This window comes from Gemmatimonas aurantiaca T-27 (genome assembly GCF_000010305.1).
GTDB classification, from domain to species: Bacteria; Gemmatimonadota; Gemmatimonadetes; order Gemmatimonadales; family Gemmatimonadaceae; genus Gemmatimonas; species Gemmatimonas aurantiaca.
In genome coordinates this window covers 690,169-716,756 of the sequence record NC_012489.1, presented here as the reverse complement: position 1 = coordinate 716,756, position 26,588 = coordinate 690,169, and the positions used below count along the sequence as shown (strand labels likewise).

At 62.9% G+C, this 26,588-nt stretch carries 23 protein-coding genes; 14 read left to right on the top strand and 9 right to left on the bottom strand.

The features are described from left to right. Positions 1–302: 302 nt before the first annotated feature. Positions 303–1,337: an NAD(P)/FAD-dependent oxidoreductase gene (locus GAU_RS03080; protein WP_012682094.1), complete on the bottom strand. Its 1,035-nt coding sequence runs from the start codon at positions 1,335–1,337 to the stop codon at positions 303–305. Between the two features lie 32 nt (positions 1,338–1,369). Between GAU_RS03080 and GAU_RS03075 the strand changes: the two genes are divergently transcribed. The 9 genes from GAU_RS03075 (at position 1,370) to GAU_RS03035 (ending at position 10,521) form a co-directional block, all read left to right on the top strand. After that, the gene (locus GAU_RS03075) at positions 1,370–1,915 is read left to right on the top strand and encodes a cob(I)yrinic acid a,c-diamide adenosyltransferase (RefSeq protein ID WP_012682093.1); all 546 of its coding nucleotides are present in this window, start codon (positions 1,370–1,372) and stop codon (positions 1,913–1,915) included. Between the two features lie 2 nt (positions 1,916–1,917). Continuing rightward, positions 1,918–3,048 (top strand): 3-dehydroquinate synthase, encoded by a 1,131-nt coding sequence (aroB, locus tag GAU_RS03070; protein ID WP_012682092.1) that lies wholly within the window; start codon positions 1,918–1,920, stop codon positions 3,046–3,048. A 250-nt stretch (positions 3,049–3,298) separates the two neighbouring features. Then, positions 3,299–4,207 (top strand): sigma-70 family RNA polymerase sigma factor, encoded by a 909-nt coding sequence (locus GAU_RS03065; protein ID WP_012682091.1) that lies wholly within the window; start codon positions 3,299–3,301, stop codon positions 4,205–4,207. Between the two features lie 153 nt (positions 4,208–4,360). Then, complete coding sequence (locus GAU_RS03060; RefSeq protein WP_012682090.1) at positions 4,361–4,747, top strand: response regulator; 387 nt, start codon at positions 4,361–4,363, stop codon at positions 4,745–4,747. Between the two features lie 60 nt (positions 4,748–4,807). Further along, positions 4,808–6,214, top strand: a complete 1,407-nt coding sequence (locus tag GAU_RS03055; RefSeq protein WP_156798878.1) for an FAD-linked oxidase C-terminal domain-containing protein — start codon at positions 4,808–4,810, stop codon at positions 6,212–6,214. Further along, complete coding sequence (locus GAU_RS20290; protein WP_169307575.1) at positions 6,211–7,425, top strand: FAD-binding protein; 1,215 nt, start codon at positions 6,211–6,213, stop codon at positions 7,423–7,425. The genes GAU_RS03055 and GAU_RS20290 overlap by 4 nt, the downstream gene beginning before the upstream one ends. A gap of 43 nt (positions 7,426–7,468) precedes the next feature. Then, positions 7,469–8,839 carry a heterodisulfide reductase-related iron-sulfur binding cluster gene (locus tag GAU_RS03045; RefSeq protein WP_012682087.1) on the top strand — a complete coding sequence of 457 codons (1,371 nt, stop codon included), beginning with the start codon at positions 7,469–7,471 and terminating at the stop codon, positions 8,837–8,839. Between the two features lie 4 nt (positions 8,840–8,843). Then, positions 8,844–9,464, top strand: coding sequence for a hypothetical protein (locus GAU_RS03040; RefSeq protein WP_012682086.1), 621 nt, complete (start codon positions 8,844–8,846; stop codon positions 9,462–9,464). Further along, positions 9,448–10,521, top strand: a complete 1,074-nt coding sequence (locus tag GAU_RS03035; protein ID WP_012682085.1) for a YgfZ/GcvT domain-containing protein — start codon at positions 9,448–9,450, stop codon at positions 10,519–10,521. The genes GAU_RS03040 and GAU_RS03035 overlap by 17 nt, the downstream gene beginning before the upstream one ends. Positions 10,522–10,591: 70 nt before the next feature. Here the strand turns inward: GAU_RS03035 and GAU_RS03030 are convergent, their stop codons facing one another. After that, the gene (locus GAU_RS03030; RefSeq protein WP_012682084.1) at positions 10,592–10,792 is read right to left on the bottom strand and encodes a hypothetical protein; all 201 of its coding nucleotides are present in this window, start codon (positions 10,790–10,792) and stop codon (positions 10,592–10,594) included. A gap of 467 nt (positions 10,793–11,259) precedes the next feature. Between GAU_RS03030 and GAU_RS03025 the strand changes: the two genes are divergently transcribed. Together GAU_RS03025 and GAU_RS03020 are read left to right on the top strand one after the other, a co-directional pair. After that, entirely contained in the window at positions 11,260–12,252 is a 993-nt protein-coding gene (locus GAU_RS03025) for a glycosyltransferase (RefSeq protein ID WP_169307574.1), read from the top strand. A gap of 69 nt (positions 12,253–12,321) precedes the next feature. Then, positions 12,322–13,770: a magnesium chelatase gene (locus GAU_RS03020; protein WP_041265208.1), complete on the top strand. Its 1,449-nt coding sequence runs from the start codon at positions 12,322–12,324 to the stop codon at positions 13,768–13,770. Between the two features lie 88 nt (positions 13,771–13,858). Here GAU_RS03020 and GAU_RS03015 read toward each other — a convergent pair whose 3' ends face one another. After that, complete coding sequence (locus tag GAU_RS03015) at positions 13,859–14,560, bottom strand: PEP-CTERM sorting domain-containing protein (protein WP_012682081.1); 702 nt, start codon at positions 14,558–14,560, stop codon at positions 13,859–13,861. 189 nt (positions 14,561–14,749) lie between these two features. Here GAU_RS03015 and GAU_RS03010 point away from each other — a divergent pair, with 189 nt between their 5' ends. Next, a complete protein-coding gene (locus tag GAU_RS03010; RefSeq protein WP_169307573.1) occupies positions 14,750–16,831 on the top strand; it encodes a TonB-dependent receptor plug domain-containing protein in 2,082 nt (693 codons plus the stop codon). Positions 16,832–16,924: 93 nt separating this feature from the next. On the opposite strand, the gene GAU_RS03005 is transcribed toward GAU_RS03010, so the two are convergent. The 4 genes from GAU_RS03005 to GAU_RS02990 form a co-directional block, all read right to left on the bottom strand. Further along, on the bottom strand, positions 16,925–17,677 hold the full coding sequence (locus tag GAU_RS03005; protein WP_012682079.1) for a PEP-CTERM sorting domain-containing protein: 753 nt from the start codon (positions 17,675–17,677) through the stop codon (positions 16,925–16,927). A 138-nt stretch (positions 17,678–17,815) separates the two neighbouring features. Further along, entirely contained in the window at positions 17,816–18,874 is a 1,059-nt protein-coding gene (gene rfbB / locus GAU_RS03000; RefSeq protein ID WP_197526039.1) for a dTDP-glucose 4,6-dehydratase, read from the bottom strand. Between the two features lie 8 nt (positions 18,875–18,882). Continuing rightward, complete coding sequence (locus GAU_RS02995) at positions 18,883–20,148, bottom strand: MFS transporter (protein ID WP_012682077.1); 1,266 nt, start codon at positions 20,146–20,148, stop codon at positions 18,883–18,885. Positions 20,149–20,289: 141 nt separating this feature from the next. Continuing rightward, complete coding sequence (locus tag GAU_RS02990; protein ID WP_012682076.1) at positions 20,290–21,063, bottom strand: PEP-CTERM sorting domain-containing protein; 774 nt, start codon at positions 21,061–21,063, stop codon at positions 20,290–20,292. Positions 21,064–21,334: 271 nt separating this feature from the next. On the opposite strand from GAU_RS02990, the gene GAU_RS02985 reads away from it, so the two are divergent. Further along, positions 21,335–22,609 carry a vWA domain-containing protein gene (locus tag GAU_RS02985; protein ID WP_012682075.1) on the top strand — a complete coding sequence of 425 codons (1,275 nt, stop codon included), beginning with the start codon at positions 21,335–21,337 and terminating at the stop codon, positions 22,607–22,609. On the opposite strand, the gene GAU_RS02980 is transcribed toward GAU_RS02985, so the two are convergent. Continuing rightward, positions 22,610–23,392, bottom strand: a complete 783-nt coding sequence (locus GAU_RS02980; protein ID WP_012682074.1) for a sugar transferase — start codon at positions 23,390–23,392, stop codon at positions 22,610–22,612. 367 nt (positions 23,393–23,759) lie between these two features. Between GAU_RS02980 and wecB the strand changes: the two genes are divergently transcribed. Further along, positions 23,760–24,821: a non-hydrolyzing UDP-N-acetylglucosamine 2-epimerase gene (wecB, locus tag GAU_RS02975; protein WP_012682073.1), complete on the top strand. Its 1,062-nt coding sequence runs from the start codon at positions 23,760–23,762 to the stop codon at positions 24,819–24,821. Positions 24,822–24,892: 71 nt separating this feature from the next. Here wecB and GAU_RS02970 read toward each other — a convergent pair whose 3' ends face one another. Beyond that, a complete protein-coding gene (locus GAU_RS02970; RefSeq protein WP_012682072.1) occupies positions 24,893–26,269 on the bottom strand; it encodes a nucleotide sugar dehydrogenase in 1,377 nt (458 codons plus the stop codon). Positions 26,270–26,588: the final 319 nt, after the last annotated feature.

The window sequence follows — 26,588 nt, the reverse complement described above, 5'->3', positions numbered from 1 at the left end:
AACCGCCGGATCAGCGAGCCGTGAGCGCGACAGGCATCCGTGCACGATGGGCAATGTCATTCTGATGTTGGACTGCGGTGAGACACGGGACTGGCGAATCCCGGGGCTCAAACACAACGGCCTCACGCTGCTCCAGGCAACGCGAGGCCAACAACAACAATCACGGCGATGTGTGCGGTCGAACCGCAATGAAATCGGCCGCGCAACCGGCTCGCACATCCGGCAGTTGATCCTGCCGGTATCGCCGCCGCAGGCGGCCCCCTGTCGACCAGCCGGATACCCACCCCCAGTTCCGAAGAACCTCAGTCGTCCTTCTGCCCGAAGATGGCCAGGTTGGACGAATGCCCCGGAGCCACCTTCTTCTCCGGGTAGATGTGGTGCACGGCCTGATTCACCGCGATCGCCGCCTCACTGAAGCCGGCCGCAATGAGCTTGAGCTTGCCCGGATAGGTCGTGATATCGCCGGCGGCATAGATGCCCGGTCGCCCGGTCTCCATCTGGGTCGTGACGAGAATCTCGTCTTTCTCGATGTTCAGTCCCCAGTCGAGCAGCGTGCCCAGATCGGAGACATAGCCCAGCATGGGCAGGATCACGTCGCACGGCATCGCGCGAGTGGCCTTGGTCTTCACATCCTTGAGGGTGACCCCGGTGATGTGTTCTCCACCATGAATGGCGTCGAGCTCGTGGAACGTGAACACATTCACGCGACCATCGCCCACCGCAGCGGCCGCATGCACTTCCTGCACGGTAGCGGCATGTGCGCGGAAACGATCGCTGCGGTGAATGAGTGTCACCGACTTGGCGCGCTCGCGAAGCTGCGCACACCAATCGAAAGCGGAATCGCCGCCGCCGATGATCAGCACATCTCGGTCGCGGAACGCATCGGGGTTGGACACCAGCGCATGCACACCACGCCCATACCATTCACCAGCAAACGCCTGCGGCAGTCGCCGTGGACTGAATGCGCCAATGCCCGCCGCGATCACCACGGCCTTCGTGGGAAACCGATCGGTCTCCGTCTCGAGCACAAAATGCCCATCTTCCTCTTCGAGACCCACAATGCGCTTGCCGAGGTGCGCCGGCAGTCCCGTGTCCTGATGGAACTGTGAGGCTTGCTCGGTCAGGGCTTTGACCAGGTCCTTGGCCAGCACCTTCGGGTATCCGGCCACGTCGAAGATGTACTTCTCCGGATAGAGGGCCGTCAGTTGGCCGCCCAGTTCAGGCAGTGCATCGACGATCTGCGCGGAAGCACCACGCATGCCGGCGTAGAATTGGGCGAAGAGGCCGGTGGGGCCACCGCCGATGATGGTCAGGTCGCGAAGGGGATGGGTTGGCATGGTGATAAAGGTAGTCGCCATTAGTATTCGGCATGAAGATCTACACGCGCACCGGAGACACGGGCGGCACCGCGTTGTTCGGCGGAGGACGGGTCGGGAAAGACCATCCGCGCGTCGAAGCCTATGGCGATGTCGACGAGCTGAATGCCTCGCTGGGGATGGCCCGTTGTATCGAAGTGATGCCTCGAATCGACGAGGTGCTGGTTCCCATCCAGCGCGACCTCTTCGCGATCGGTGCACTACTGGCCACACCCGATCACGACAAGATGCGCGACCACCTCGCGAAGGCCCGGATCGACGAGGAGCGCATCGCGGAACTCGAGCGGGCGATCGACCAGTGCGATCAGGAGCTCGAGCCCCTGCGCAGCTTCATCATTCCCGGTGGCACCCCCAAGGCGGCCGCGCTGCATGTCGCTCGCACGGTGTGCCGCCGCGCCGAACGCCGCGTGGTGCATCTCGCGCAGGAGATTGAGTTGCCGGCGTTGGTGATCACCTACCTCAATCGCCTGTCCGATCTGCTCTTCACGCTGGCCCGAGTGGCCAATCTGCGTGCCGGTGCGGGTGAGGTGACCTGGTAGTCATGGCTTTGGCGTCGAACACCGTGCGCAGTACGCCTCTCGATCTGCCACTCGACTATCCGGTTTTTTGCGAGACCGGTGTGCGGCTGGAGCTGTCGGGCATCGTGCGTCAGGTCGCGCCGGCTCATCGAGTGGCCATCATTTCCGATGACACGGTGGCCGGTGCGCACGCGGCCGCCGTACGCGCGCAGTTCGACGCCGATCGCAGTGCGTTGTTCACCATTCCCCCCGGCGAACAGGAAAAGACGCGTGCCCGTTGGGCGTCTCTCACGGATGCCCTCGTGGCCTGGGGCGCCGGACGTGACACCACCATCGTTGCCCTGGGCGGCGGCGTGGTGTGCGACCTCGCCGGCTTTGTCGCAGCCACCTACATGCGGGGCCTGCCGGTGGTGCAGGTGCCCACCACCCTGCTCGCCATGGTGGATGCGTCGGTAGGTGGCAAAACAGCCGTGGACACACCCGACGGCAAGAATCTGGTTGGCGCCTTTCACAATCCGGCGGCGGTGGTGATCGACCCGGGTGTGCTGCACTCTCTGCCTCCGGCCATCCTGCGGTCCGGTCTCGCGGAAATGCTGAAGCACGGCGTGATTGCCGATGCCGCCTATTACGAACGCATGCTGCAGGCACTTCCCGCGTTGCGCACCCATGGTGCGGCAGCGCCGGAGTTCGGCGCGCAGATCACGGCCCTGATCGCCGACAGCGTGCGCATCAAGGCCCGCGTGGTCGCCGAAGATGTGCGCGAAGGGGGACTTCGCCAGGTGCTCAATTTTGGGCACACCATCGCCCATGCCGTCGAAAAGCTGCTGAACTACGACATGCTGCATGGCGATGCGGTGGCGATGGGCATGGTGGCCGAAGCCCGTCTGGCCGAGCAACTGGGGCTGGCATCGCCCGGGTTGTCCGATGCCGTGGAGGACGGTGTGCTGCGGGCCGGTCTTCCGGCGCGCCTTCCATCAGGGGTCAGCGTCGCATCCGTGGTGGCAGAGACACACGGCGACAAAAAGGCTCGGGCCGGTGCCGCCCGGTACGCCCTCCCGCGGGCCATCGGGCAGATGGAGCCGGCGGGTGGTCGATGGGCCCTACCGGTCGAAGACGCGCTCGTGGCGGACGTGCTGGCCGCGCTCACCACCTGAAGCCACCCTACCGGGCTTCAACCGACTCGTACACTCCAGTTCGCCCTGTCCCTCAGTAATGCGAACTACATTACTCGGCTATTTTCACAATTGCTGAGCTGTTACTGTCACGAAAGTGTTTGTTCAGTGCGTAGAAATGTCATGCTCTGAAAATTCTTGTTGACCGGTCCATCCCGGAACATTATCGTGGCGCTCCCACCCAATCGGGGCTTTCGGGTTCCGATCTCGAGTTCACGTACGGCGAGGGCGTATGCAGGCAGCTGCCGCCACCAGGACTTCTGAAGCTCGTTCCAAAGGCTTCTTCCGTTCCGCTCCTTCCACGGCCTTCGACCAATACCTGCACGACATCCAGAAGCTGCCGCTCATCACTGACGCCGCGGAAGAGCGTCGACTGGCCCGTCTGGCCCAGAAAGGCGATGAGGCCGCGGCGGAACGTTTGGTGACGGCGAACCTGCGCTTCGTCATCTCGTATGTGAAGAAGTATCAGGGTCATGGACTCGACCTGTCGGAACTGGTCGCGATCGGCAACGAAGGGCTGCTCAAGGCGGTCCGGAAATTCGATCCGGATCAGGGTGTCAAGTTCATCTCCTATGCCGTGTGGTGGGTCCGGCAGGCCGTACTCAAGGCGCTGGCCGAACAGACCCGCAGCGTCCGAATCCCGCTCAATCAGAATTCGCAGCTCATTCGCATGGCCCGCGGCGAGATGATCCTCTCGCAAGTGCTCAATCGTGAGCCCACGGACGCCGAGTTGTCGAAGCTGCTCGAAGAGCCGGTCGAACAGGTCCGTAACGCACGGCAGATCTCCAGCACCGAAGTTTCGCTCGATGCCCCCATCGATCGACAGGATCGCGAAGCCTCCACACTTGGCGAACGGTTTGCCGGCGAAACCCATGCCGATATCGAGGACGGCACCGACTTCCGCCTCATGCGTGAGTTCATCGACCGCGTGTTCCGGAAGTACCTCACGCCGCGTGAACGCAAGATCCTCTATCTCTACTACGGCCTCGATGAAGGGGCGGAAGCCATGACCCTCGAGCGCATCGGGGCACTCATGGGCGTCACGCGTGAGCGCATCCGCCAGATTCGCGAGCGGGCCTTCGAAAAGCTGCGCGAATCGCCGGATGGTCGGGCACTCTCGGGATTCTGGGGCGCAGCCTGATCAGTGGCCCCACAGCAACATGCGCGCTCAGCATTGAGTAGCTTGCGCGCAGTTGCTGATGACGTTGTCTGGGCCAATCAACGAAGGTTATGTTGAAAACGGCGGGCATCCGTTGACGGAGGTCCGCCGTTTCTCGTTCTTGGGAGGTACACAGTGCCGCGCGTGTTGATCGTTGACGACGAACCAGGAATCCGGTTCGCCCTGAAGCGATGGTTTGAACGCCAACATTGGACGGTCGAAGAAGCGGCCGACGGTGCCCAGGCGCTCGAATTGCTGCGCGCGAGCAATGATGAAGGGGAGTCCCGCCTCGATGTCGTCGTATGCGACCTGCACCTCCCGCAGATGGCCGGCGATGAAATTGTCCGGGAAATCGGAGAGACCCGTCCCGAACTCGCCGCCCGCGTGATCCTGACCACGGGCGATGCGGTGCACGATGCGACACCAGGCAGTGTGCTGGCGCAGCACAAACACGTGCTTCAGAAACCGTTCGATCTGGGCACCCTGCGCGAAGTGGTCCACCTGATCCATCCAATCAATTGACCAGTGGTGACGCGGGCTGACCGGTCCCATTCAGGGGAGTACGCTCGATAGATTGTGGGGATGCGCGATGCACTCGCCGCGATCGTCGGCCCACAGTGGGTGAAGGAACGCCGCCAGGAGTTGGCGGTCTTTGATGCTGATGGCTTGCCTGGCTACCGCGCCACGCCATCGCTGGCTGTCCTGCCCGGCACAAAAGACGAACTGATTGCCGTCGTCGGTGAGTTGGCCCGCACGGCCACCCCCTTTGTCCCACGTGGTGCCGGCACCGGTCTCTCGGGAGGCGCACTGGCCGACAACGTGGTGCTCGTCGGCCTCAACCGTCTCACCCGGATCATCGAAGTCGATCCGGTCAATCGCATCGCTCGCGTGGAACCCGGTGTCGTGAACGCCAAGCTGTCCCGCGCCGCCGCGCGTTACGGTTTGCACTACGCGCCAGATCCCTCGAGTCAGACCGTGTGCACCATCGGCGGCAACGTCGCCGAAAATGCTGGTGGCCCACACTGCCTCAAGTACGGCGTCACACTCAATCACATCGTCGAGTGTGAGGTGGTGCTGCCCGATGGCTCTGTCACCCGACTCGGCAGCGCCTTCGGCGAACCCGATGGTTACGACCTGCTCGGCACCTTCATCGGCAGCGAAGGATGTTTTGGTGTGGCCACCGAGATCACCGTACGCCTCGTGCCGCTGCCCGACGCCGTACACACGCTCCTGGCGGACTTCCCCTCCGTTGATGCAGCGGCACGTGCCGTGTCGCGCATTGTGGCCACTGGCATCGTGCCGGCCGCACTCGAGATGATGGACAACGCCACCATCCAGGCGGTGGAAGCCAGTGTGTACGCTGCGGGCTATCCCACCGATGCCGCCGCGATCCTGCTGTGTGAAGTGGACGGTATCCCCGACGGATTGGATGAAGATGTGGCGATCATCCGCGATGCATGCCTCGAGTGTGGCGCGCGCGGGGTGCTCGTTGCCACCGCACCCGCCGATCGCATGCGGTTGTGGCAGGGTCGCAAGAAAGCCTTTGGCGCCATGGGCCGCATCGCGCCAGCGCTGGTGGTGCAGGATGCCGTGGTGCCACGCACACGACTTCCCGAAGTCCTCGCGCGTATCAACGACATCGGCACGCGGCACAACGTACGGGTGTGCAATGTCTTTCATGCGGGCGACGGAAACCTGCACCCGAACATTCCGTACAACGCCGCCGACGCCGACGAGAGCGCGCGGGTGCACGCGGCGATGTCGGCCATCATGCAGACCTGCATCGATGTGGGGGGCACCATTACCGGCGAACATGGCGTCGGCCTCGACAAGCTGCCGTACATGGAGACGCTCTTCGACGCTGATTCGCTCGATGCCATGTGTCGGGTGCGCTCGGTGTTCGACCCCGACCGCCGAGCCAATCCCGGCAAAGTCGTTCCGGTCCACGCCTGTCGCGAATGGCACGCCACCCCGGCGGTACGTCGATGACGGCGCGCGTGAACGAAGCCGCAAGCGCGGACCGTGCGCCCACGTCGGTGGACGCACTGGCCACCGTCATACGCGAACACCACGACGCGCATCGTCCGGTGCGACTGGTGGGCAACGGGACCTGGTTGCAAGGTGGCGGACCCTTTGTCGACGCCACGCCCTTGTCGCTTCATGCCCTGTCCGGTGTGGTGGAGTACACACCGGGTGATCTGGTGATCACGGTGCGCGCCGGCACCACTGTGCATGAATTGGCGGCCATCACCGCCGAACACGGGCAAATGCTGGCCTCGGCGCCGTATGGATCACCCGAGTCCACCATCGGTGCAATGATTGCCACAGCGGCGCCTGCGCCGCTGGCACTCGACGACCTCCAGGTACGTGACCTGGTGCTTGGACTCACCGTAGTCACAGGCACGGGGGCCATCACGCGCGCGGGCGGACGCGTGGTGAAAAACGTGGCGGGCTTCGACCTGGTGCGCCTGCACACCGGCGCCTGGGGCACGCTGGGCGCCATCGCCGAAGTCAGTCTGCGCCTGCATGCCATCCCACATCGGGATCTGGTGATCGGTGGTCGCTTGTCGGCGGAACTGGGTGATGCCATCCCGCCACTCGTCGCCAACCGCGCGCCGATTCCCATGCAGGTGATGCTGGTGCCGGGTGAAGCGCCGCAACTGCTGGCTCGCGTGAGCGGCAATAGCGCCCGCGTGGATTCGCTGCGGGAGCGTCTGATGCGCCTGGGTGCACGGGATCTGGTGGAGCTCTCCGGCACACAAGTCGACGCGCTACGCGTCACCGCCCCTGACGCCATGGTGTTGCGGTTGCGCACCGCACTGTCGGATGCCGTGCCGTTTGTGCGCGCCGTGCGCGATGCGTTCCCCACGGCCACACTCGTCTACTCACCGTTGCGCGGTTCGCTGCGGGTGGTGCTGCCGCGATGGGATGCGCAACAGGCATTCGACGTCGACCTCACGGAGGCAGCCGACCAATCCGATGCGGTCATGGGCACGGTGACTCGTGCGCTCGGCACCGTCGCGCGCCTGGCCACGACGTTTGGTGCGTCGCATCCCATTGCCATCGCCATCGATCAGGGACGTCGACAGCACCCGACCCGTACGCCGCTCGAAGTAGGCATCAAGCGCGCGCTCGACCCAACCGATATCTGCAATCGCCTCGATGCCGTGGCCCCCGCACCCGCACCATTGCCGGTGTGATGATGGCCATGCCCCTGACGTTTCACCTGTCCATCCCGACGTGATGAGCGCTACGACCAGCTCTCGCGATCTCGCCCACGCTGCAACGACGCCCTGCGCATTGCCCGGCACCCCGCTGGCACAGGCTGCAGCAGGTCTCGATGCGTGTGTGCACTGCGGATTCTGTCTGCAGGCCTGCCCGACATACGTCAATCTCGAAGACGAAAACGACTCGCCACGCGGACGCATCGTACTCATGCGGCGCATGCTGGAAGGAGACATCGCTCTCGATGATCCGGCCGCGCGTCACATCGATCGCTGTCTCGGCTGTCGTGCCTGCGAAACGGCCTGCCCGTCGGGTGTACCGTACGGCGAGTTGCTGGAAGCCACGCGCGCCACCATGGCCCCAACACGTGGCATTCCGTTCATCGCAAGACCCATTCTTTTTGTATTCCGGCACCACCTGCTGCTGCGTGCCGCGTTGATCGGTGCCAGGGTGTTTCGTGCCACGGGATTGCCACGTCTGTTGGCCAAGGTGCTGCCGCCCCGCCTCGCGTTTCCCATGGCCATGCTCGCGTCCACCGCGCCGTCATCGGTGGTGCAGCGAGCGCGCCATGATGGTGGCGCCTCGCCGACACTCCCTGCCCCACAGGCCACTCCGTCGCCCGTGAGCGGACGCACCACGATGCTGGAAGGCTGCGTGATGTCGGGCCTGTTCTCGCACGTGAATCAGGCCACGGCGGATGCACTGTCCCACAACGGATACGCCCTCTGCGAAGCGCCGGGACAACGCTGCTGTGGCGCACTGCATGCGCACGCCGGTGACATGGACGGCGCCAAGGCACTGGCCCGGCTGAATGTCGCGGCGTTCGAAGCCTCCGGCGCCGACACCATCGTGGTCAACGCGGCGGGGTGTGGCGCGATGCTCAAGCAATACGCGCACCTGCTGCACGACGAGCCGGAGTGGGCTGCGCGTGCGCAGCGCATCAGCGAACGCACACGCGATGTCAGTGAGGCACTGGCGGCGGTAGGACCGGCACGCGGTGCGCTGACTGGAGGCCTGCGCGTCACGCACGACCCGCCGTGCCATCAGATGCACGCGCAGCGTGTGGTCAACCAACCGCTCACGGTGCTCAGTGTCATTGACGGACTCGACGTGGTGCCGCTCGAGGACGCCGACCAGTGCTGCGGCTCGGCCGGCATCTACAACCTGGTGGAACCCGGCACATCGGACGCCGTACTGGCGCCCAAGCTGGCGCGCATTGCGGAAACTCGTGCGACCGTGCTGGCATCAGGCAACCCCGGTTGCATGATGCAGATGGGAGCAGGCCTGTTGCTGAGCGGCAGTGAGACAACCGTTGTGCATCCGGTGGAGCTGCTCGCTGCGTCATACGCCGCGACGTCCGCATCCACATCGCGCACCACGCCCTCCTGAGTTCATGCCGGCACTGATCGTCGCATTCGACGGCGTGCTGGCCGACACGTTGGGACTCCGTGCGGAGGCCATTGGTGCCGCATGCCTCGAAGAGCATCTCACGGTGGATGTAGACAACATCCGGCCTGTAGTGGCAGGTCGGTCACTCGACGAAGCGGTGGTGCATCTGCTCCGCGAGCGGCGCGGCGCACTCCCCAAAACGGGCACCGATCCCGCAGCGGATGACACCACGATCGATCTGGTGTCTTTGCGCGCGCAGCGCCACTACGCCGCACGATTGGTTCAGGGTGTCGCACTCAACGCCACCATACAACAGCAGATCCTCGATCGCAGTCGGGCCGGACATCGCATCGTGATTCGCGCCGATTCACTGCGTCGTGATGTGGAGCCGCTCATCATGCTGTCCGATCTCGAGTTCCTCATCACGTTGCTCCGCTGCGCCGACGATCGCGTGGCGCCACCGGTGTCTGTAACTCACCCGGACTCGAGTTTTCTCAGAAGCTGGCGCACCATCGATGCCCGCTTGACGGCCATGCAGATACCGCCGGAGCAGCGGCGGGCCATCGAGAGCAGTTCACAAAATGCGGTCCTCGCGTCAGCATTCGTACATGTCGACGACTCATGATCAGCCGTCGCCGTCGGCAACCACCGACGGTGTGACGGAAGCTCCGGCCCTGCCTCCGGTACCACTCACGGCCGAAGAGCATCACGGCTACGAGGCGCTGCGCCAGGGCGTCACCTGGTTTGCATGGCCATGGCGATGGACGCGTATTCAGGGCCCCAAGGCCGCCGATGCGCTCAACGGGCTGGTCACCAATGATGTGACCCTGCTCGCCGTGAACGCGAGTCAGTATGCCGCCGCGCTCACGCCAAAGGGAAAAATGGTGGCCGACATGACCATCGTGCGCGCCGACGAAGACACATTCCTCGTTGGTGTGGATGCCGGTGCCGTGGAAGGCTGGCTGGGTCTCGCGCGCAAGTACATCAATCCGCGTCTCGCCCGTACCACCGACGAAAGCGCGTTGTGGAACACCTGGGCCATTTATGGTCGCAATATCGCCACCGCATTGCAGTCACTGGGCATCGGTGAGAACGGTGCGGCGCGTATCGGTGACGCAGATATTCGCGTCGTGCCCGGTCCCACATTGGCGGGCATGAGCGGCGTATGGCTGATCGTGCCAACCGACCACGCCGAACATGTGCGTGAGCGGATCGTGGCCATCTGTGGGCCAGAGTCTGGCGCGGCGGTGGCGGAATTGGCGCGCATCGAGGGCGGGCGTCCGTCCATGTTCATGGACATGGACGAAAACACGATTCCACAGGAAGCCAATCTCGACACGTTGGACGCCATTTCCTTCACCAAGGGGTGTTACACAGGCCAGGAAACCGTGGCCCGCGTACACTTCCGGGGGCATGTGAATCGGCACCTGCGCGCGGTGTCGTCTCCCGTACCGCTTACGCGCGGCACGTCGCTGGTGGACGACGCCGGCAAGGTGGTGGGCGAAGTACGCAGCAGCGCGATTTCTCCCCGACTCGGCCCAATCGCGATTGCCTTGGTGCGACGGGAGATTGGTCCCGGCACGACCATCCATGCTCGCGCACTCCCTCCTAAGGACACGGGCGCATCGGCTGACGCCGTCCTGATACCGGCAACGGTGAACACGCTGCCTTTTCCGGACTGACATGCAAAACGGGGGCGCTCCGATTGGAGCGCCCCCGTTTGCAAGCTGCAGGTGCAGCGGTCGATTCGACTTAGTGCTTGGTCGAGTCGGCGGCCGGGGCGGCAGCAGCGGCGGCAGCCGCAGCGGCCGAATCCGGCACCACCGAATCCGCGACCGGAGCCGGCGCAGCGGCGGCCGGAGCAGCGGCGGCCGAATCAACAGCGGGGGCCTCTTCCTTGGCGGAGCAGGCGGCGAGCACGATTGCAGCGGCGACGAGGGCGATGCGCTTCATGTGGAGGACTCCAGACGGTGCGGTGTTTGCGCCGTGCGTCCTAAAAAAGCGCACGGCCCCCTCGGCGCGGTACCGACGGGGGCTCGAATACCGACGACGGGATAACGAGCGAAGGCAATCTACGATACCAGGCGGGAGTGTCAAGAGTGACAAGGCGGTGCGGATCACGCTTCCTGAACAAGGAAGCGCTTGTGCACCAATGAGTTTGCCCGTCCCGAATCCTCACGACCGTCTCAGTCCCATTCCGCCAACGGCCACCGAAAGTGCTGGCTGAACGGCCCCACCCTGCGTACCGTTCGCATGTGATATCGACCCTACTGTTCGTTGCGCTCGCGGCTGTCGGCCTCTTGGTATTGGGCTGGGTTTGGTACCCGTCTCGCATGGCCCGGCGTGGACATTCCGGGCGCTCCCCGGCGCCTGCGAAATCCGATGACAATGCGGCAACACCGGGCCCGACACTGCCCAGCGTGAGTGTCGTGCTCGCCACCCGTGAGCCGACCCCCAAGATCCTCGCGCGGCTTGCTGACCTCCTGGCTTCGGACTACCCGAAAGATCGCCTGGAAATAATTGTCGTACTCGACGGAGCACATGGAGATCGACTCGAGGAATTGCAGCAGACTCTCGGAGAGACTGCGCACGTGCGCACCCCCTCCACGCCAGGTAAGGCGGCGGCACTCAACACTGGTGTTGAAGCTGCACGCTTCGACCTGCTGCTCTTTGTCGACACCGCTCAGACGTTCGCTCCCGACGTGATTGGCAAGTTGGTGCGGCGGCTATCGAACCCGGTGTGGGGGGCGGCCACCGCAACGCTCGCTCCGAACAGTGGCGACCCCTTGATGGATCGCTACTGGCAGCGAGAGCTGAATATCCGACTCGGCCAGATGCAGGACCACAGCGTCATCTGTGTCACTGGGTGTGCGTATCTGATGCAACGTCGCTTTTGGTCGCCGATGCCTGCTGGACTCATATGCGACGACCTCTGGAGTACGTACTCGGTGGTCGTTGGTGGAGCACGTGTAGCGCTGGTGCCCGAAGCTCAGGTAGTCGACCCGCGTCGATTCACGCGAGAGCAGGAGTTCTCCAGGCGCCTGCGAACAACCACCGGAATGCTACAGTTCATCCGTTGGTTTCCAGCAGTGCTACGCCCCGCGAAGAACCCCATGTTCTGGCACTTCACACTGCACAAGCTGATCCGACCGGCGACACCGATTCTTCTCGCCTTGGCAGCGATCTGCGTTCTTGCAGCCGTGGCACTGTATGACCTGCGCGCTGGTCTGATTCTGCTTCTACTGGGCGCAGTCCTATCCTTGCTGCCGTGGTTGATGTCCCGCGTTGCCCCTCCGCCTATCGCACGGCCGTCAGCCACCATCCTCTTTGCACAACGTCTGCTCCTGATGCCCTTGAGTGCGATAGGGCGCGCCCTGCGCTCCGATTGGGATATCTGGCGGCCGCACAACTAGCAGCGACGAAAGACCGGAACCTCTGTGAGGTTCTTGAGGATATGCACAAGTCCCTTGCAAGCGCCTTCCATGTCCCGACTTCCTGAAACACTCGGTGCGCTCAAGCGCTCCGGATACGCCACCAATCGCCCGGCCAGCGTCAAGGACGAAATCCGCCGTAACCTGGTGGCACGCCTGCAGGATGGCGCTCCGCTCTTCCGCGGTGTGCTCGGCTACGAAGACACCGTCATGCCGCAGATCGTGAATGCCCTGCTGGCACGACACAACTTCATCCTGCTGGGACTACGCGGACAGGCCAAGTCCCGCATCCTCCGCGCACTCACCACGCTGCTGGACGAAGTCATGCCCGTGATCGCCGGCAGCGAGGTCAACGACGATCCCTTCCGCCCCATCAGCAAGTACGGCCGCCAACTGATCGACCAGCACGGCGAAGACACGCCGATCAGTTGGGTCACGCGCGACCAGCGCTACGTCGAAAAACTCGCCACCCCCGACGTCACCGTGGCCGATATCATCGGCGACGTCGACCCGATCAAGGCGGCACGCGGGGGGCATCTGCTGAGCGACGAACTCACGATCCTGTACGGCATGTTGCCGCGCGCCAATCGCGGCATCTTTGCGCTCAATGAACTGCCGGATCTCGCGGGCAAGGTGCAGGTCGGCCTGTTCAACATCATGCAGGAAGGCGACGTCCAGATCAAAGGCTATCCCGTGCGCCTGCCGCTCGACGTGCTGCTCTGTTTCACCGCCAACCCCGAAGACTACACGGCGCGTGGCAAGATCATCACACCGCTCAAAGACCGCATCGGCAGTGAGATCATCACGCACTACCCCGAGTCGGTGGAACTCGGCATGTCCATCACGAAGCAGGAAGCGTGGACCCGCCGTGAAGATGGTGTGTCCATTCGCGTACCCGACCTGATCGAAGAAGTCGTGGAGCGTGTGGCCTTCGAAGCCCGTGACGACAAGCGCATAGACCGACGTTCCGGCGTATCACAGCGCATGCCCATCAGCACGATGGAAAATGTCGTCTCCAACGCGGAACAACGCGCCCTGCGCAACGGTGACAGCGAAGCGGTGCCGCGCATTGCCGATGTCTACGCGGCGCTGCCGGCCATCACGGGCAAGATGGAGCTGGAGTACGAGGGTGAGCTCGTGGGTGGCGCGGCGATCGCCCGCGAACTGATTCGGCGAGCCTGTGATGCCACTCTGCAAGCACGCGCCGGAGATCTCGACACCGACGAGATCGTGATCTGGTTCGATCAGGGGAGCGCGTTGCAGGTCTCGGACGAGATTGGACTCTCGTTGGTGCGGCAGGGTTTCGACCTGGTGCCCGGGCTGGTCGACACGGTCGTGGCCCTTGGCATGGCGCAGAGGAACGACTCGGCCACAGTGGTTGTGGCGTGCGAATTGGTGCTCGAAGCGCTCGTGGCCCGTCGAAAGATCTCGCGTTCGGACACCGGTTCCTACCGACGTGCGGAACGAGAGAGTCGACGCCGGCCCAGCGGGGACTACTGAGCCTCGGCAACACCGCTCAGGAAGCCGAGACAAAATACGAAGGGCCCGCCGATTGGCGGGCCCTTCGTGTTCCCGAACTGCGAAGCAATCAGGCGCGACGACGACGCGCGACCGCAGCCATCGCCATCAGCCCGGCGGCCATCAGCGCATACGTGCTGGGTTCCGGCACCGTGGTGGACGTGCGCGTGAACAACACATCGTCGATCACCGGACCCACGTTGTCGGCGCTGTTCGACGACAGCGAGAAGCCGATGTTGGCAGCACTCCCAACTGTGAACTGGAAGACGAGTGTGGACCACGGCTGATCGGCAGCGACGGCGGTCGGCAGTGTCAGGAAATCGGTCACACCGACGTCGGCCGGACCGAGGATGCTGCCGCCATTGAGGAAGACCTCAAGACCCAACACTTCGATGTAGTCGTCGAAGGTAAAGCCGATCTCGAGATCGTCTTCCACGGCCGTACGCTGATTTCCGCTCACCGAGAATTGGAGACGCACCACATCGCCGGCCGCGAACGCATAGGAAATCTTGCTGGCCAACCCGCCAGGTCCCGGGGTCCCGTCGAGGTCCACACAGGCACCGGTGTTCCCCACGCAGGTGATGCTGTAATTGCCGTTCTGCACCACGTCGATCGACGTGCCCATCACCGTGAAGTTGGCCAACGGCGACGTGTAGGGAATACCCTGGGAGAGCGAATTGAAATCATCCTGCAGCAGAACCGTCGTCTGCGCCGAGGCCGGGAGGGCAAGCAACGCGGACCCGGCGAGGGCTGCGAACATCCGACGAATCATGATGAAACTCCATCTGTATGAAAAATGCGCACGCCAACCGAGACGTGACCTAGGCCACCTTGCAGCAATTTTTGCGCCAGGGAGACAGGAAATCCCCACCCAGAGACTGACAGCAAACGGAATCATTCTGTTGGATTGAAACCTATACAATTAATGAATATGAAAGGTTGTCCCTCCCAGATTGGGGGCATGCTTCGCTACTCCCTCCCCGCTCTCGTCGTCGCGCTCTCGGCTCAGTCCGCCAGCGCCCAAGCCCCCGTTCGCGATTCCAGCGCGCAGAAAATCGAACCCCTCTCCGTACGGGGGAGCCGAGCTCCCTCCGTCACGGGTGGGGCCACCGCTGTCGTCGTACGCCCGGATTCCCTCCCAATTCCACTCCAACCGGCGCCAGCCCTCGCCGACATCCTGCGCCAGACCGCCTTTGTCACCATACGGCAGAATTCCCGTGGTGAAATGGAGATCGGCGTACGAGGCTCCGATTCCCGGCAAGCGTCGGTCATGCTCGACGGTCTTCCGCTTTCCGTGGGTTGGGATTCCCGCATGGACCCATCCATCACCCCGACCACGGGCATGGATCAGGTCACTGTGGTGCGCGGCCTATCCTCACTGTTGTATGGAGCCAACACTCTTGGCGGTGTGATCCGCATGGATCTCAACACGCCACTGCGCGCCGGCGTGACGAATGCCCCCTCCCTCCGCATTGGCACCGGGTTCGATCAGTTCTCGAGCCGCGTGCTTTCAGCAACCGCCGCGGCCCCCATCACGCTGGGCAACGGCACGTTTCGTATTCGCGGCGGCATCACCAATCGGCATCGCGATGGTTTTGCGCTTCCTGGAGGCAGTCCAGGGGATGGCCTCACGGGCGGCGCTGCGGACCCCGGTGATGTAGGCAATGACAAGCTGCGCACCAACACCGACCTCGATCAGACCGATGGCTTTGGCGCGTTGCGCTACGACCACCGTTCTGGGGCTTATGTCGGGCTGACCGGCACCGCCTACACGGCCGAACGGGGCGTGGCACCCGAGCAGCACATCACCGCACCGCGTTTCTGGCGCTACCCGTCGCAGTCCCGCTCACTGGGCATCATCTCAGCCGGCACGGGCGTGCAAAAGACACCGCTGGGCTTTGGCTCGGTCAACGCCAGCGCGGGTGTCACCACGCAGGATCTCGAAATCGAGACCTACGCCAATCGCACCTACGCCTCCGTGTCCTCGACCGAAAAGGGGCGCGAACGCACGAACATCGCGCGTCTCGAAGCCACCCACTCACTCCCGTTCTCGGCGCAGCTCAAGCTGGCCGGCACCATGAGCACAGTGGCGTACGACGAAACGCTGAACGCCCATCTCGCAGCCTCCACGGCCACGCGATTCGAGCAGAAGTTGAACAGCTATGGTGCGGAACTCGAGGTCCCAGTCGCGTCGCGGTTGTTGGTGACCGGTGGTGTAGTGCGGGATGAAGCCAGCACACCCGAAACGGGCGGACGCACCTCGCTCGGCACACTGCAGAAGACGGGCTGGCGCCTTGGTTCCACACTCATGGTGGACGAGGGCGTGCGCTTCCACGCCTCGGTGAGTGAACGGGCGCGCTTCCCCGCCCTGCGCGAGTTGTACAGCGGCGCGCTCAATCGCTTCGATCCGAATCCGAATCTCCGTCCTGAAAATCTGCTCGGATTCGAAGGCGGCGTTACCCTCGATGGCGGCAAGTTTGCCGAGCAGGGGTTCATGATGCAGGTCGTCGGTTTCCGTCACGTGCTGGACGACGCGGTCATTCGCATCACGTTGCCCAACCGCCTGTTCCGTCGCATCAATCGCGACGAGATCCGCAGTGCGGGCGCCGAAGTACTGACATCCTGGGCACCGGTGGCGCTCAAAGGCGCCACGATCACGGCCGACGCGACGATCCAGAAGATCCGTGTGTACGACCAGACCATCACCACGGACAATGAACGTCGCCCGGAACACAACCCCGAACAGCGCGGCTCACTGGCCGTGACGTCGCCGACGCTGGCCGGTTTCCGGGCAAGCGTGATGGGACGTTACACCGGTACACAGTATTGCCAGCATCCGGATCTCGGTCGCCAAGTGGAACTGGCGTCGCAGACCGTGGCTGATGCCGCCGTGTCGCGCACCTTCGGTGTACGCAGCAGTGGCCTGCTGCAGCGGCTCACCGCGCTCGTGGCGATGGACAATCTCGGCAACAAGACCGTGTACGATCAGTGCGGCTTGCCGCAGCCTGGACGCACAATCCGATTCGGATTGACGCTGAACTGAGGCGACCACGGGTTCTGACCAAAGGCAGACCATGAACAAAACGGGCCCATCATGATGATGGGCCCGTTTCTTTTGATGATCTGTGCGAGTGAATCAGGTCCCGCGGCGACGCTTCGCCACAATTGCCATCGCCGCCAATCCTGCGGCCATCAGCACATACGTGCTCGGCTCGGGCACGGTGGTAGTGGAGGTCCGCGTGAATACCGCGTTGTCGATCAGCGGTCCGATGTCGTCGGCACTAGGGGTCGTGAGCGAGACACCAATATCGGTCGCGCCGAGCACCTGGAAACGAACAGCCAATGTCGTCCAGAGTGCGTTGTACGGAATGTCCTGCAGTGTCAGCACGAACGGATCCGACACACCATACGTACCGCCCGACTGCGGATCTTCGATTCCGTAGTCAACGATCTCGAGCGCGACATCCGAGAGAGTCACGGCATTCGAGAATCGGAATCCCACCAGCAGGTCATCCAGGATGGAGTTCGGAAATGCCGAGCCGCGCTGATTGCCACTGACCACGAATTCGAAGCGCGCGATATCGCCCGCCGCAAATGAGTACATCAGTTTGCTTTCGAGACCTCGTGGACCCACGGCCGAACCACCACCCGCGTTGCCGTCGAGATCCACGCAGAGTCCGGTGCTGCCATAGCAGCTCACGAGCGATGCATAACCATCCGCGACAACGTCCACGCCTTTTCCGACAACATTCCAGTTGACGAAATTCGAGGTGTACGGAACACCTTCTGACAGACCATTGAAATCGTCCTCAAACAGGACGGTCTGCGCTGCCGCCGGTGCAGCAAACAGGATCGAACCAAGAAGGACGGCGTACGTCCGACGCATCATGTTCCCACTCCAGACTGAAGAGACATCGTGCTCCGCCGTGGGCGATGCAACAGGGAATTCCCACCCTAATACATCCTCGCACGGGACAATGTGCTCACAGTCACAATGAGACAGATTCACCTTCGGGAATGGAGGAACTCACGCCATATCGCTCAACACAGCAGCCACCACGCGCTCCAACGCCTCATCAAACACCACACCAGGCGTCGCGCCGGTCAACACGCTCAGCTTTGACGAATCCAGCGCATACCGACGATCGTGACCAAGCCGATCGGTGACATGTATGATCAGGGTGCGAGAGGAAGCCCCAAGCGCTGCAGGACACAGCGGAAACCGATCAGCCAGTGCGGGATTGGCAGCGAACCGGGCATCGAGCATGCCACACAGACGATGCACCAACTCGAGATTGGTGAGCTCCGTGCCACCACCAATGCAGAATGTCTCGCCTGCCACATCCGCACCCAAGATCGCGTCGAGCGCCACACAGTGATCATGCACCGCAAGCCATTCGCGGCGCTGCAAACCATCGCCGTAGATGGTCAGCGGCAATCCGTGCAGAGCCTGCCTGAGCATGAACGGAATCAGCTTCTCCGCATGCTGAAACGGCCCATAGTTGTTGGCACAGTGCGAAATGCTGTACGGCAGGCCATGGGTGACGCCAGCGGCCCGCACGAGATGATCCGATGCGGCCTTGCTCGCCGAATAGGGCGAGCTTGGGTTGTAGGGAGAGCGTTCGTTGAATGACGACGCGCCCTCCGCGAGGGGCCCATACACTTCGTCGGTGGACACGTGATGAAAGCGCACGCCGCTGCGCCATGTTCCACGCTCCTGCCATACTGACCGCGCGGCATCGAGCAACGCCTGTGTGCCCAGCACGTTGGTGCGCACGAACCGGCCACCATCGACGATGCTGCGATCGACGTGACTCTCTGCGGCAAAATGTACGATGGTGTCGATACGATGCTGCACCAACAAATCGCGTACCAACACCTCGTCGCAGATGTCCCCCACCACGAACTCCATCGCGCCGCGCGTTTCGAGGTCCGCGAGCCGGGTTCGGTCGCCCGCATAGGTGAGCGCATCCAACACCACGAGATGATCATCGGCGTGCTGGCCAGACCAATAGCGCACGAAGTTCGCCCCCAGAAACCCGGCGCCGCCTGTCACCAGCATCCGTCGTCTGACGGCCTTACTCACGGTGTCGCTCACACCCGCCTCCAGAACTCTGCCCCACGCATGGCGCCCGTGACGAGCAACAGGATCGATGAGGCCACACCAATCGCCAGCGGCGCAGTCATCGCGCGCGCGAGTGCACCCAAGGCCAGCGAGCCCACCATCTGTGACAACCCGATGAACACCAACCCATAAAAAGCCATCAGGCGACCGCGATAGCGATCTTCCACCAGAAGCTGCAACGCACCATTGGAGAGTGCGGTGAAGATGATGGCCGAGATGCCGGTGACGAACAACCAGAACCAGGCCACCGGCAACGACTGCGCTGCCGCCAAACCGATGAGGGCCGCCGGAAAGGTGAACGCGGCCACACGCATGATGCGTCCCTTTCTGCTCCAGCGCGTGAGTGGTCCCGCGATGATCAGCGCGCCGAGCAAGCCCCCTATGCCCACCGCGGTGAGCAGCGAGCCGTATCCGCCGGGGCCAAGATGCAACTGATCACGTGCCACCACCGGCACAAGCGTCAGGAACGGTCCGCCGAGAATGGCACTCGCCGTGACGAGGATGAGCAATTCCCGCACGGATCCCGGTTGCAGCAGATAGCGAATGCCATCAACGGCATGGCCCGTACTTTGGGCGAGCGCTTCACGAAGCGAAGAGTGCACAACGTGCTGCTCGTGGGGGAGACGAATGCGGGCCAACCCCCACAGCACCGCACTGTAGCTCATCGCGTTCAGCCCGAAACACCACCCGATCCCCAGCTTGTTGATCACCAGGCCACCGATAGACGGTCCGATGATCTTTGCCAGGTTGAAACCACTGGCATTGAGCGCAATGGCGGGCTGCAGATCGTCGCGCCCCACGAGCCGGATAAAGAGGCTCTGACGGGCCGGGATCTCGATGGCGCTGCAGCAGCCCTGCACGAACGCGAGCCCGAGCAGCCAGGGAATGGAGATGTGCCCGGTGAGGGTGATCAGCCAGAGCGTCGTAGCCTGCGCCAGGAAGACGGCTTGAGTGATCCGCACGATGCGCAAACGGTTGCCATGATCCACCAGCGCGCCGCCGTGCATGCTCAGAAAGACCACCGGAATGGCACTCACGGAGGCCACCAGCCCAACCACAAAGGCGCTGTTGGAGAGTTGGAGTGCCAACCAACCAATCGCCATCGTTTGCATCCAGGTACCAATCAACGACAGCGTCTGCCCAGTCCAGAACAACCGGAAGTTCCGGTGCTCACGTAGCACACGAAACGGGTTGCTGGACGGGCGACTGGCAGCAGGATCGATGGCGTGACTCACACTAGGAGTGTAGCCGGTTGCGACGATGCGGTGGGTACCACGCCAACGGTGACCGACGCCCGCCGGCTACCGCTGGCGTATACGCAACGAGGGGTCCGCATATCTGCGGACCCCTCGTGGTCATCGGACTGCCCGAAGGAATCAGGCGCGACGACGACGGCGAGCGACCACACCCATGGCCGCCAGACCGGCGATCATCAGGGCGTAGGTGCTGGGCTCCGGCACCGTCGAGTACGAGCTGCCGACCAGCAAACCATCGGTGGTCCCGTCGCCTTCGATGGCAAAGGTGAGCACTGCGTTTTCACCGGCGTTGACGAACAACGAGAGGTTCAGAACACAGTTCGGGTGCTGCGCTTCCGGGAAGACACCATCAGCGCGGCAGAAACCGCTCTTGCCGCTCTGGTACGGGGAGCCGATGCCAACGCCCGGCAGCAACGACGTGCCGCCCGAGAACGTGCCATCACCCTGGATCGCACCGCCGACCCACGCACCCACGAGCTGGTTGTCCCAGCCGATCCCGAAGTCCACCACACCCGAGACGAGCTGCTCGAACGTGGTCTGGAAGAAGTAGCGGTAGTTGCTGACGCCATTGCCCGTGTTCACCGGAAGCGTGGCACCATTGGCCGCGCCGATCCACTGCTGCACACCGGGAATGTTCGGCGCCCACGGGCCAGCCGCACCGCCGCCGCTTGGCGGGTTGGTGATGATGGCCGCTTCGTGCGCGCCACCGTTGGTGAAGCCGCCGGACAGTCCGAACCACTGCACCGTCCAGTTCAGATCACAGACCGTGTATCCACCCGCGCACACACCAGTCGTCTGCTCACCGCTGCGGTAGAACTGCGCCTGCACATCCGTCGCACCCAACGCCAACGCGCCGAACGCAGCCACAAGACTCTTTGAACGGAAACTCAACATTGACGCGTGCCTGGAGAAAGGTGGTACCAAGGATGTAAGACTTGCGTCCGATTACAGCACATTCCGGGCCGCGAAAAAAGACAAACATCACAACGGCTAAGTCGTTTAACTACAACAACATCATAAAATCGCATTTACCGATAGTGAAATATTGATCGTCGTCGCAACAGACACTGCAGCGTCGACGCAACACCAGCACCGAAGTTCGCCCTGTCGCTTGTGAAGCCTTCGCGCCCCTCCCCATAGTTCAATCCTCCCTCTCGGGGCTCCTATGCGCTTCCACACCTACACGAAGTTCAATCCGCAGCTCGCGGACGCGGTCGACCTGCAAGCGCTGCTCGACCAACTGGCGGACTTCCTGCTGCAATCCGGTTTTGCCGGCGGCAGCGAGGGCTATTGGGGAGATCCGGGTGATGAGCCCGACCGCTCCGTGGGCGGGCTCCAGGAAGCCATTCTCCAGGCACTGATCGAGAGCGGCCAGCTCACCCCGGATATTCTCAAAGCCCTCCGGGGCGAAGGCGACGAAGTCTCCGAAGAGAAGCTCGCGCAGTTGCTCGATGGACTGGTGCAACGCCTGGTCGAAGACGGGTTCCTTTCGATGGAAAGCACAGGACAGGTTCCTACCGGCCATCAACCGGTGACCGGCAAAGGCTCACTGTCTCAGGCCGCCGCCCGCGACGTGCAGTTCAATCTCACAGGCAAGGGCATCGACTTCCTGGGCTTCAAGACGTTGCGCCACCTGCTCGGCTCATTGGGCAAATCCAGCATCGGCAATCACGACACACCGCAATTGGCCACCGGTGTGGAGAGTGATGCGTGGAGCAAGCCGTACGAATTCGGCGATTCGCTCAATCTCGATGTACCAGCCACGTTGGCGAATGCACTGGCCCGTACCGGTTCACTCGACGTGCCCATCGATCTCGACTACGGAGATCTGATGGTGCGACAGAGTGAATATCGTTCGAGCTGCGCAACGGTACTGATGCTCGACACTTCGCACTCCATGATTCTGTACGGCGAGGACCGCTTTACACCCGCCAAGAAGGTGGCGCTCGCCCTCACACATCTCATTCGCACGCAGTTCCCTGGCGATACGATCCGTGTGGTGCTGTTTCATGACAGCGCCGAGGAGATCCCGATCGAAACGCTGGCCATGGCGCAAGTCGGGCCGTATCACACCAACACGGCCGAAGGGCTCAAACTGGCCCGGCGTTTACTGCTGGCGCAGAAGAAAGACATGCGCCAGATCATCATGATCACCGACGGCAAACCCTCGGCGTTGACCATGCCTGACGGGCAGGTCTACAAAAACTCGATGGGTCTCGACGGCCATGTGATCGGCGAGACCCTGCGCGAGGTGGCCGCGTGTCGCAAGAGCGGCATCATGATCAATACGTTCATGCTGGCCCGCGATCGTGCGCTGGTGGAATTCGTGAAGCGGGTCAGCGAGATCAGTCGCGGCAAGGCCTACTTCACCAACACGATGAGCCTCGGCCAGTTCGTGCTGATGGACTTCCTGAAGAAAAAGACGAGCCGGGTGCGCTGATTACCAGCCGCCGATGCGCATCAGCATCACGGGGAACGTCTTCAGCATGATGCGCAGGTCTTCACCGAGCGACTGGGTGCGCATGTACTCGATGTCGAACGCCACCTTGCGGCGCACATCGTCGAGGCACTGATCGTACGGATTGGAGATCTGCGCCAGGCCGGTAATGCCCGGCTTCACACGCTGCCGTACCGGATACTCATCGATCTGCTCGCGCAGACGAACAAAGATGCTCGGACGCTCCGGACGCGGCCCAACGATGTTCATGTCGCCCTTCAGCACATTGAACAACTGCGGCAGTTCGTCGATACGCGTCTTGCGCATGAAACGGCCCATCGACGTGACCCGATCGTCGTCTTTCTTGGCCCACACGGCCTGACCATTCACTTCCGCGTCCACCCGCATGGAGCGGAACTTGTAGATCGTGAAAGGCGCGCCACCAAGGTCTTCGCGGCGGCGTTCGTTCAGTGCGCGACTGCGTGTCCAGCGACGATCAATTCCCACGCGGACCTGCGTATACAGTACCGGGCCGCGTGACGTCAGCCGCACCAGCAGCGCCGCCACGAGCATGACCGGCGCCGAAAGCACCAGCAGAATCAGCGCCAACGCCACATTGAACGCACGGGAGATCAGCTCGCTCCGGGAGCGCGGCTCGAACCCATCACCCAGTCCATTGTCAGCAGTGGTCGCAGCACGAGCAGGGGTGCGGCTTCCGGGCTCAGCGACACGCCGAGCCGTGCGGATATCCGTTACCAGATCTGTGTAGGCAGTGGAGGTTGCCATAGGGTCTTACGTCGCTCGATGTATGTTGCCGGCTTCGGCAAGCATTGAAGGTCTCTGACTGACCATTCCCTTCGCAAGAAGCCGGCCACAAGCAGATTTCCACTTCGCCGGCCTCTGCAAGGCATAGGACGCCACCCCACGCCGGGATGTCACAGGCTCAGCGCTCCACCGGCGTGTGCCTCCCGGCCGCATGATGCGCGTGCGCCACAATGCCCGTCGCCTCGACGCCCCGCATAAAGACAAGTTTTGTGATCTTTCTTACGATCGCGACAACCGCGCGTCCACGGCCTAAGGTGCTGCCGTGGAGCCACGGCAAACGTTCCTTCGTTAGTATCAACCTCGACTGACTCTTTCCAGCGAGTGCCCCTTGAAGCTGCTTCACATCGTCGGCGCCAGGCCGAATTTCCCCAAGCTCGCCCCCGTGCATCGCGCCGCCCGCGCCATCGGGCTGGACCAGATTATCGTGCACACCGGCCAGCACTACGACGAAGCCATGTCGGCCAGCTTCTTCCGGGATCTCGGGATTCCGGAGCCAGATGTCAATCTGGAGGTCGGCTCGGGAAGCCATGCGGCGCAAACAGCGCGGATCATCGAACGCTTTGAACCGGTGCTGCTGGAGCACAATCCGGACTGGCTGGTGGTGTATGGCGACGTCAATTCGACCATGGCCACCGCCATTGTCGCGGCCAAACTCGGCGTGCGCATCGCCCACGTCGAAGCCGGGCTTCGCAGCAACGATCGTGGCATGCCGGAAGAGATCAATCGCCTGGTGACCGACCGTCTCGCCAATCTGCTGCTCACTCCATCGGTCGACGCAGAAGCGACGCTGTTGAACGAAGGTGAACCGGCCAGCGAGATCGTGTTTGTGGGCAATGTCATGATCGACACGCTGTTTGCCTCACTCGATCGTGCAGCCGAAACCAACTACGCGCATCGCCAGGGTGCCGACGGCTCTCACATTGTCGTCACGTTGCACCGGCCATCCAATGTCGATGATCCGGAGCGGCTGCGCACGGTGTGCGCCGAACTCGCGCTGCTGGCGGAAGAACGCCAGGTGTTCTTCCCTGCCCACCCACGCACCCAGCAACAGTTGAAGCAGCTCGGAATCGATCTCGGGCGCATCCAGCTCGGCGATCCGATCGCGTACTTCGAAATGCTCGATCTCGTACGGCATGCCCATGCCGTGGTCACCGATTCCGGTGGCCTGCAGGAGGAAACCACGGCGCTGGGCATTCCGTGTTTCACGCTGCGCCCCAACACTGAGCGCCCAATCACCGTTGTGGAGGGCACCAACCAACTGGTGCACGATCTGTCGACGCTCGCCGCACTCGTGCGTGGTGCCCAGCGTGCAGATCCGCCGCGACGTCCTGCGGGGTGGGATGGCAAAGCAGGAGAGCGTGTCGCAGCCGCTCTCGCGGCACGTCCCTGAAAACGCAAACGCGCCGCATCCGATTCAGAGTCCGGTGCGGCGCGTTTGCAGAAAGCAGTCAAGACGAGCGGTCAGTTGCGCGGTGTGCGACGCCGTTCATAGCGCCCGTCATCCACATCAGCCAGGCTTCGGATGCGTGCCCGCCCCGGCTTGAGGCCGGCGGTAATGTTGCGGGTATCGAGAATCAGTGACGCGTGGTCGACCACCAACTGATAGTCCATGCTCTTGTGGTCGGTGATGATGACCACAGCGTCCACCGTCGCCAGCAGGTCAGCAGTGAGTGGCACCGAGCGGTACACATGCCCGTCCTCGCGGAACTCGTGCACAAATGGATCATGGTACTGCACCTCGGCTCCACGTCCTTCGAGGAGACGGATCACATCCAGTGCCGGGCTCTCACGCACATCATCGATGTCCCGCTTGTAGGCCACACCGAGTACCAACACCCGACTGCCACGCACGGCCTTGCTCACATCATTGAGTGACGAGGCGGCGCGTGCCACCACCCACTCGGGCATGTGCGAATTGATCTCGCTGGCGAGGTCGATGAAGCGCGTCTTGTAGTTCAGCGTGCGCATCTTCCAGGCGAGGTAGTGCGGATCGAGCGGAATGCAGTGTCCCCCGATGCCAGGGCCCGGGGTGAACTTCATGAACCCAAACGGCTTGGTGGCCGCCGCATCGATGACTTCCCAGACGTTCACACCCAGCTTGTCACACATGATCGCGATTTCGTTCACCAGGCCGATGTTCACCGCCCGGAACGTGTTCTCGAGCAGCTTCACGAGCTCCGCCGCCTCCGGCGATGACACCGGCACCACGGTGTCGATGCAGCTCGCATACAACGCCGAGGCCACCTCCACACAGGCGGGCGTGATACCACCAACGACCTTGGGTGTGTTCTTCGTGTGATACACCGCGTTGCCCGGGTCCACGCGCTCGGGGCTGAACGCCACGAAGATGTCCTGGCCCACGGTCAGGCCTTTGGCTTCGAGTCGCGGCTGCAACAGTTCCCGCGTCGTACCCGGATACGTGGTGCTCTCCAGCACGACGCAGAGCCCCGGATGCGCCTGACGCGCGATCGCATCGGCGGCGCTCAACACATACGCCATGTCCGGGTCACGCGTCTTGGACAATGGCGTGGGCACCGCGATCGAAATGGCATCACACTCGCCGAGCCGGTCTTCCAGCGTGGTGGCGACAAAGCTGCCGCTGGCCACCGCCGCCTGCACCTGCGCGCCTGGCACATCCTGAATGTGTGACTGTCCACCCATCAGCAGATCCACGACCCGTGCACTCACGTCATACCCGATGACCCGGAAGCCCGCGTGCACGAACTCCATGGCGAGCGGCAGGCCGACGTAGCCCAGGCCAATCACGCCAATCACGGCGGACCGATCCTCGATACGGGCGAGCAGGGCAGAGCGGTGATTGGACGATGTATCCGGCATCAGGAATGGGATGAGTGTGAGGCGTTCGGGCAAACGTAACCAAGTGACGAATACTGGAATGCACTGTCACACGGCGGTGTTTTCACGCGATTTGGTGCGTTGCGTCACAGTGGTGGAACTTTTTCAAACTCCCACTGTGACGTGTCTAACATATGGTCGAGCCAGCCAAGGCAAAGGCTGTCACATTGCCGGCACATGAATAAAACCTCGACCGTGGTGAGTCGTCTGCCAGGCATGACAACGCTCTCTTTTCTCCGTTCGCGCGCCCGTAGCGATGCTGCTCTGGCCGCCGTCCGTACCCTGACGGTCGCTGCTGCTC

Bases quoted from the DNA above. Each gene is read 5' to 3' on its own strand.
- GAU_RS03080 (WP_012682094.1), bottom strand. From the start codon at position 1,337: ATGCCAACCCATCCCCTTCGCGACCTGACCATCATCGGCGGTGGCCCC.
- GAU_RS03075 (WP_012682093.1), top strand. From the start codon at position 1,370: ATGAAGATCTACACGCGCACCGGAGACACGGGCGGCACCGCGTTGTTC.
- aroB (WP_012682092.1), top strand. From the start codon at position 1,918: ATGGCTTTGGCGTCGAACACCGTGCGCAGTACGCCTCTCGATCTGCCA.
- GAU_RS03065 (WP_012682091.1), top strand. From the start codon at position 3,299: ATGCAGGCAGCTGCCGCCACCAGGACTTCTGAAGCTCGTTCCAAAGGC.
- GAU_RS03055 (WP_156798878.1), top strand. From the start codon at position 4,808: ATGCGCGATGCACTCGCCGCGATCGTCGGCCCACAGTGGGTGAAGGAA.
- GAU_RS20290 (WP_169307575.1), top strand. From the start codon at position 6,211: ATGACGGCGCGCGTGAACGAAGCCGCAAGCGCGGACCGTGCGCCCACG.
- GAU_RS03045 (WP_012682087.1), top strand. From the start codon at position 7,469: ATGAGCGCTACGACCAGCTCTCGCGATCTCGCCCACGCTGCAACGACG.
- GAU_RS03040 (WP_012682086.1), top strand. From the start codon at position 8,844: ATGCCGGCACTGATCGTCGCATTCGACGGCGTGCTGGCCGACACGTTG.
- GAU_RS03035 (WP_012682085.1), top strand. From the start codon at position 9,448: ATGTCGACGACTCATGATCAGCCGTCGCCGTCGGCAACCACCGACGGT.
- GAU_RS03030 (WP_012682084.1), bottom strand. From the start codon at position 10,792: ATGAAGCGCATCGCCCTCGTCGCCGCTGCAATCGTGCTCGCCGCCTGC.
- GAU_RS03020 (WP_041265208.1), top strand. From the start codon at position 12,322: ATGTCCCGACTTCCTGAAACACTCGGTGCGCTCAAGCGCTCCGGATAC.
- GAU_RS03015 (WP_012682081.1), bottom strand. From the start codon at position 14,560: ATGATTCGTCGGATGTTCGCAGCCCTCGCCGGGTCCGCGTTGCTTGCC.
- GAU_RS03010 (WP_169307573.1), top strand. From the start codon at position 14,750: ATGCTTCGCTACTCCCTCCCCGCTCTCGTCGTCGCGCTCTCGGCTCAG.
- GAU_RS03005 (WP_012682079.1), bottom strand. From the start codon at position 17,677: ATGATGCGTCGGACGTACGCCGTCCTTCTTGGTTCGATCCTGTTTGCT.
- GAU_RS02990 (WP_012682076.1), bottom strand. From the start codon at position 21,063: ATGTTGAGTTTCCGTTCAAAGAGTCTTGTGGCTGCGTTCGGCGCGTTG.
- GAU_RS02985 (WP_012682075.1), top strand. From the start codon at position 21,335: ATGCGCTTCCACACCTACACGAAGTTCAATCCGCAGCTCGCGGACGCG.
- GAU_RS02980 (WP_012682074.1), bottom strand. From the start codon at position 23,392: ATGGCAACCTCCACTGCCTACACAGATCTGGTAACGGATATCCGCACG.
- GAU_RS02970 (WP_012682072.1), bottom strand. From the start codon at position 26,269: ATGCCGGATACATCGTCCAATCACCGCTCTGCCCTGCTCGCCCGTATC.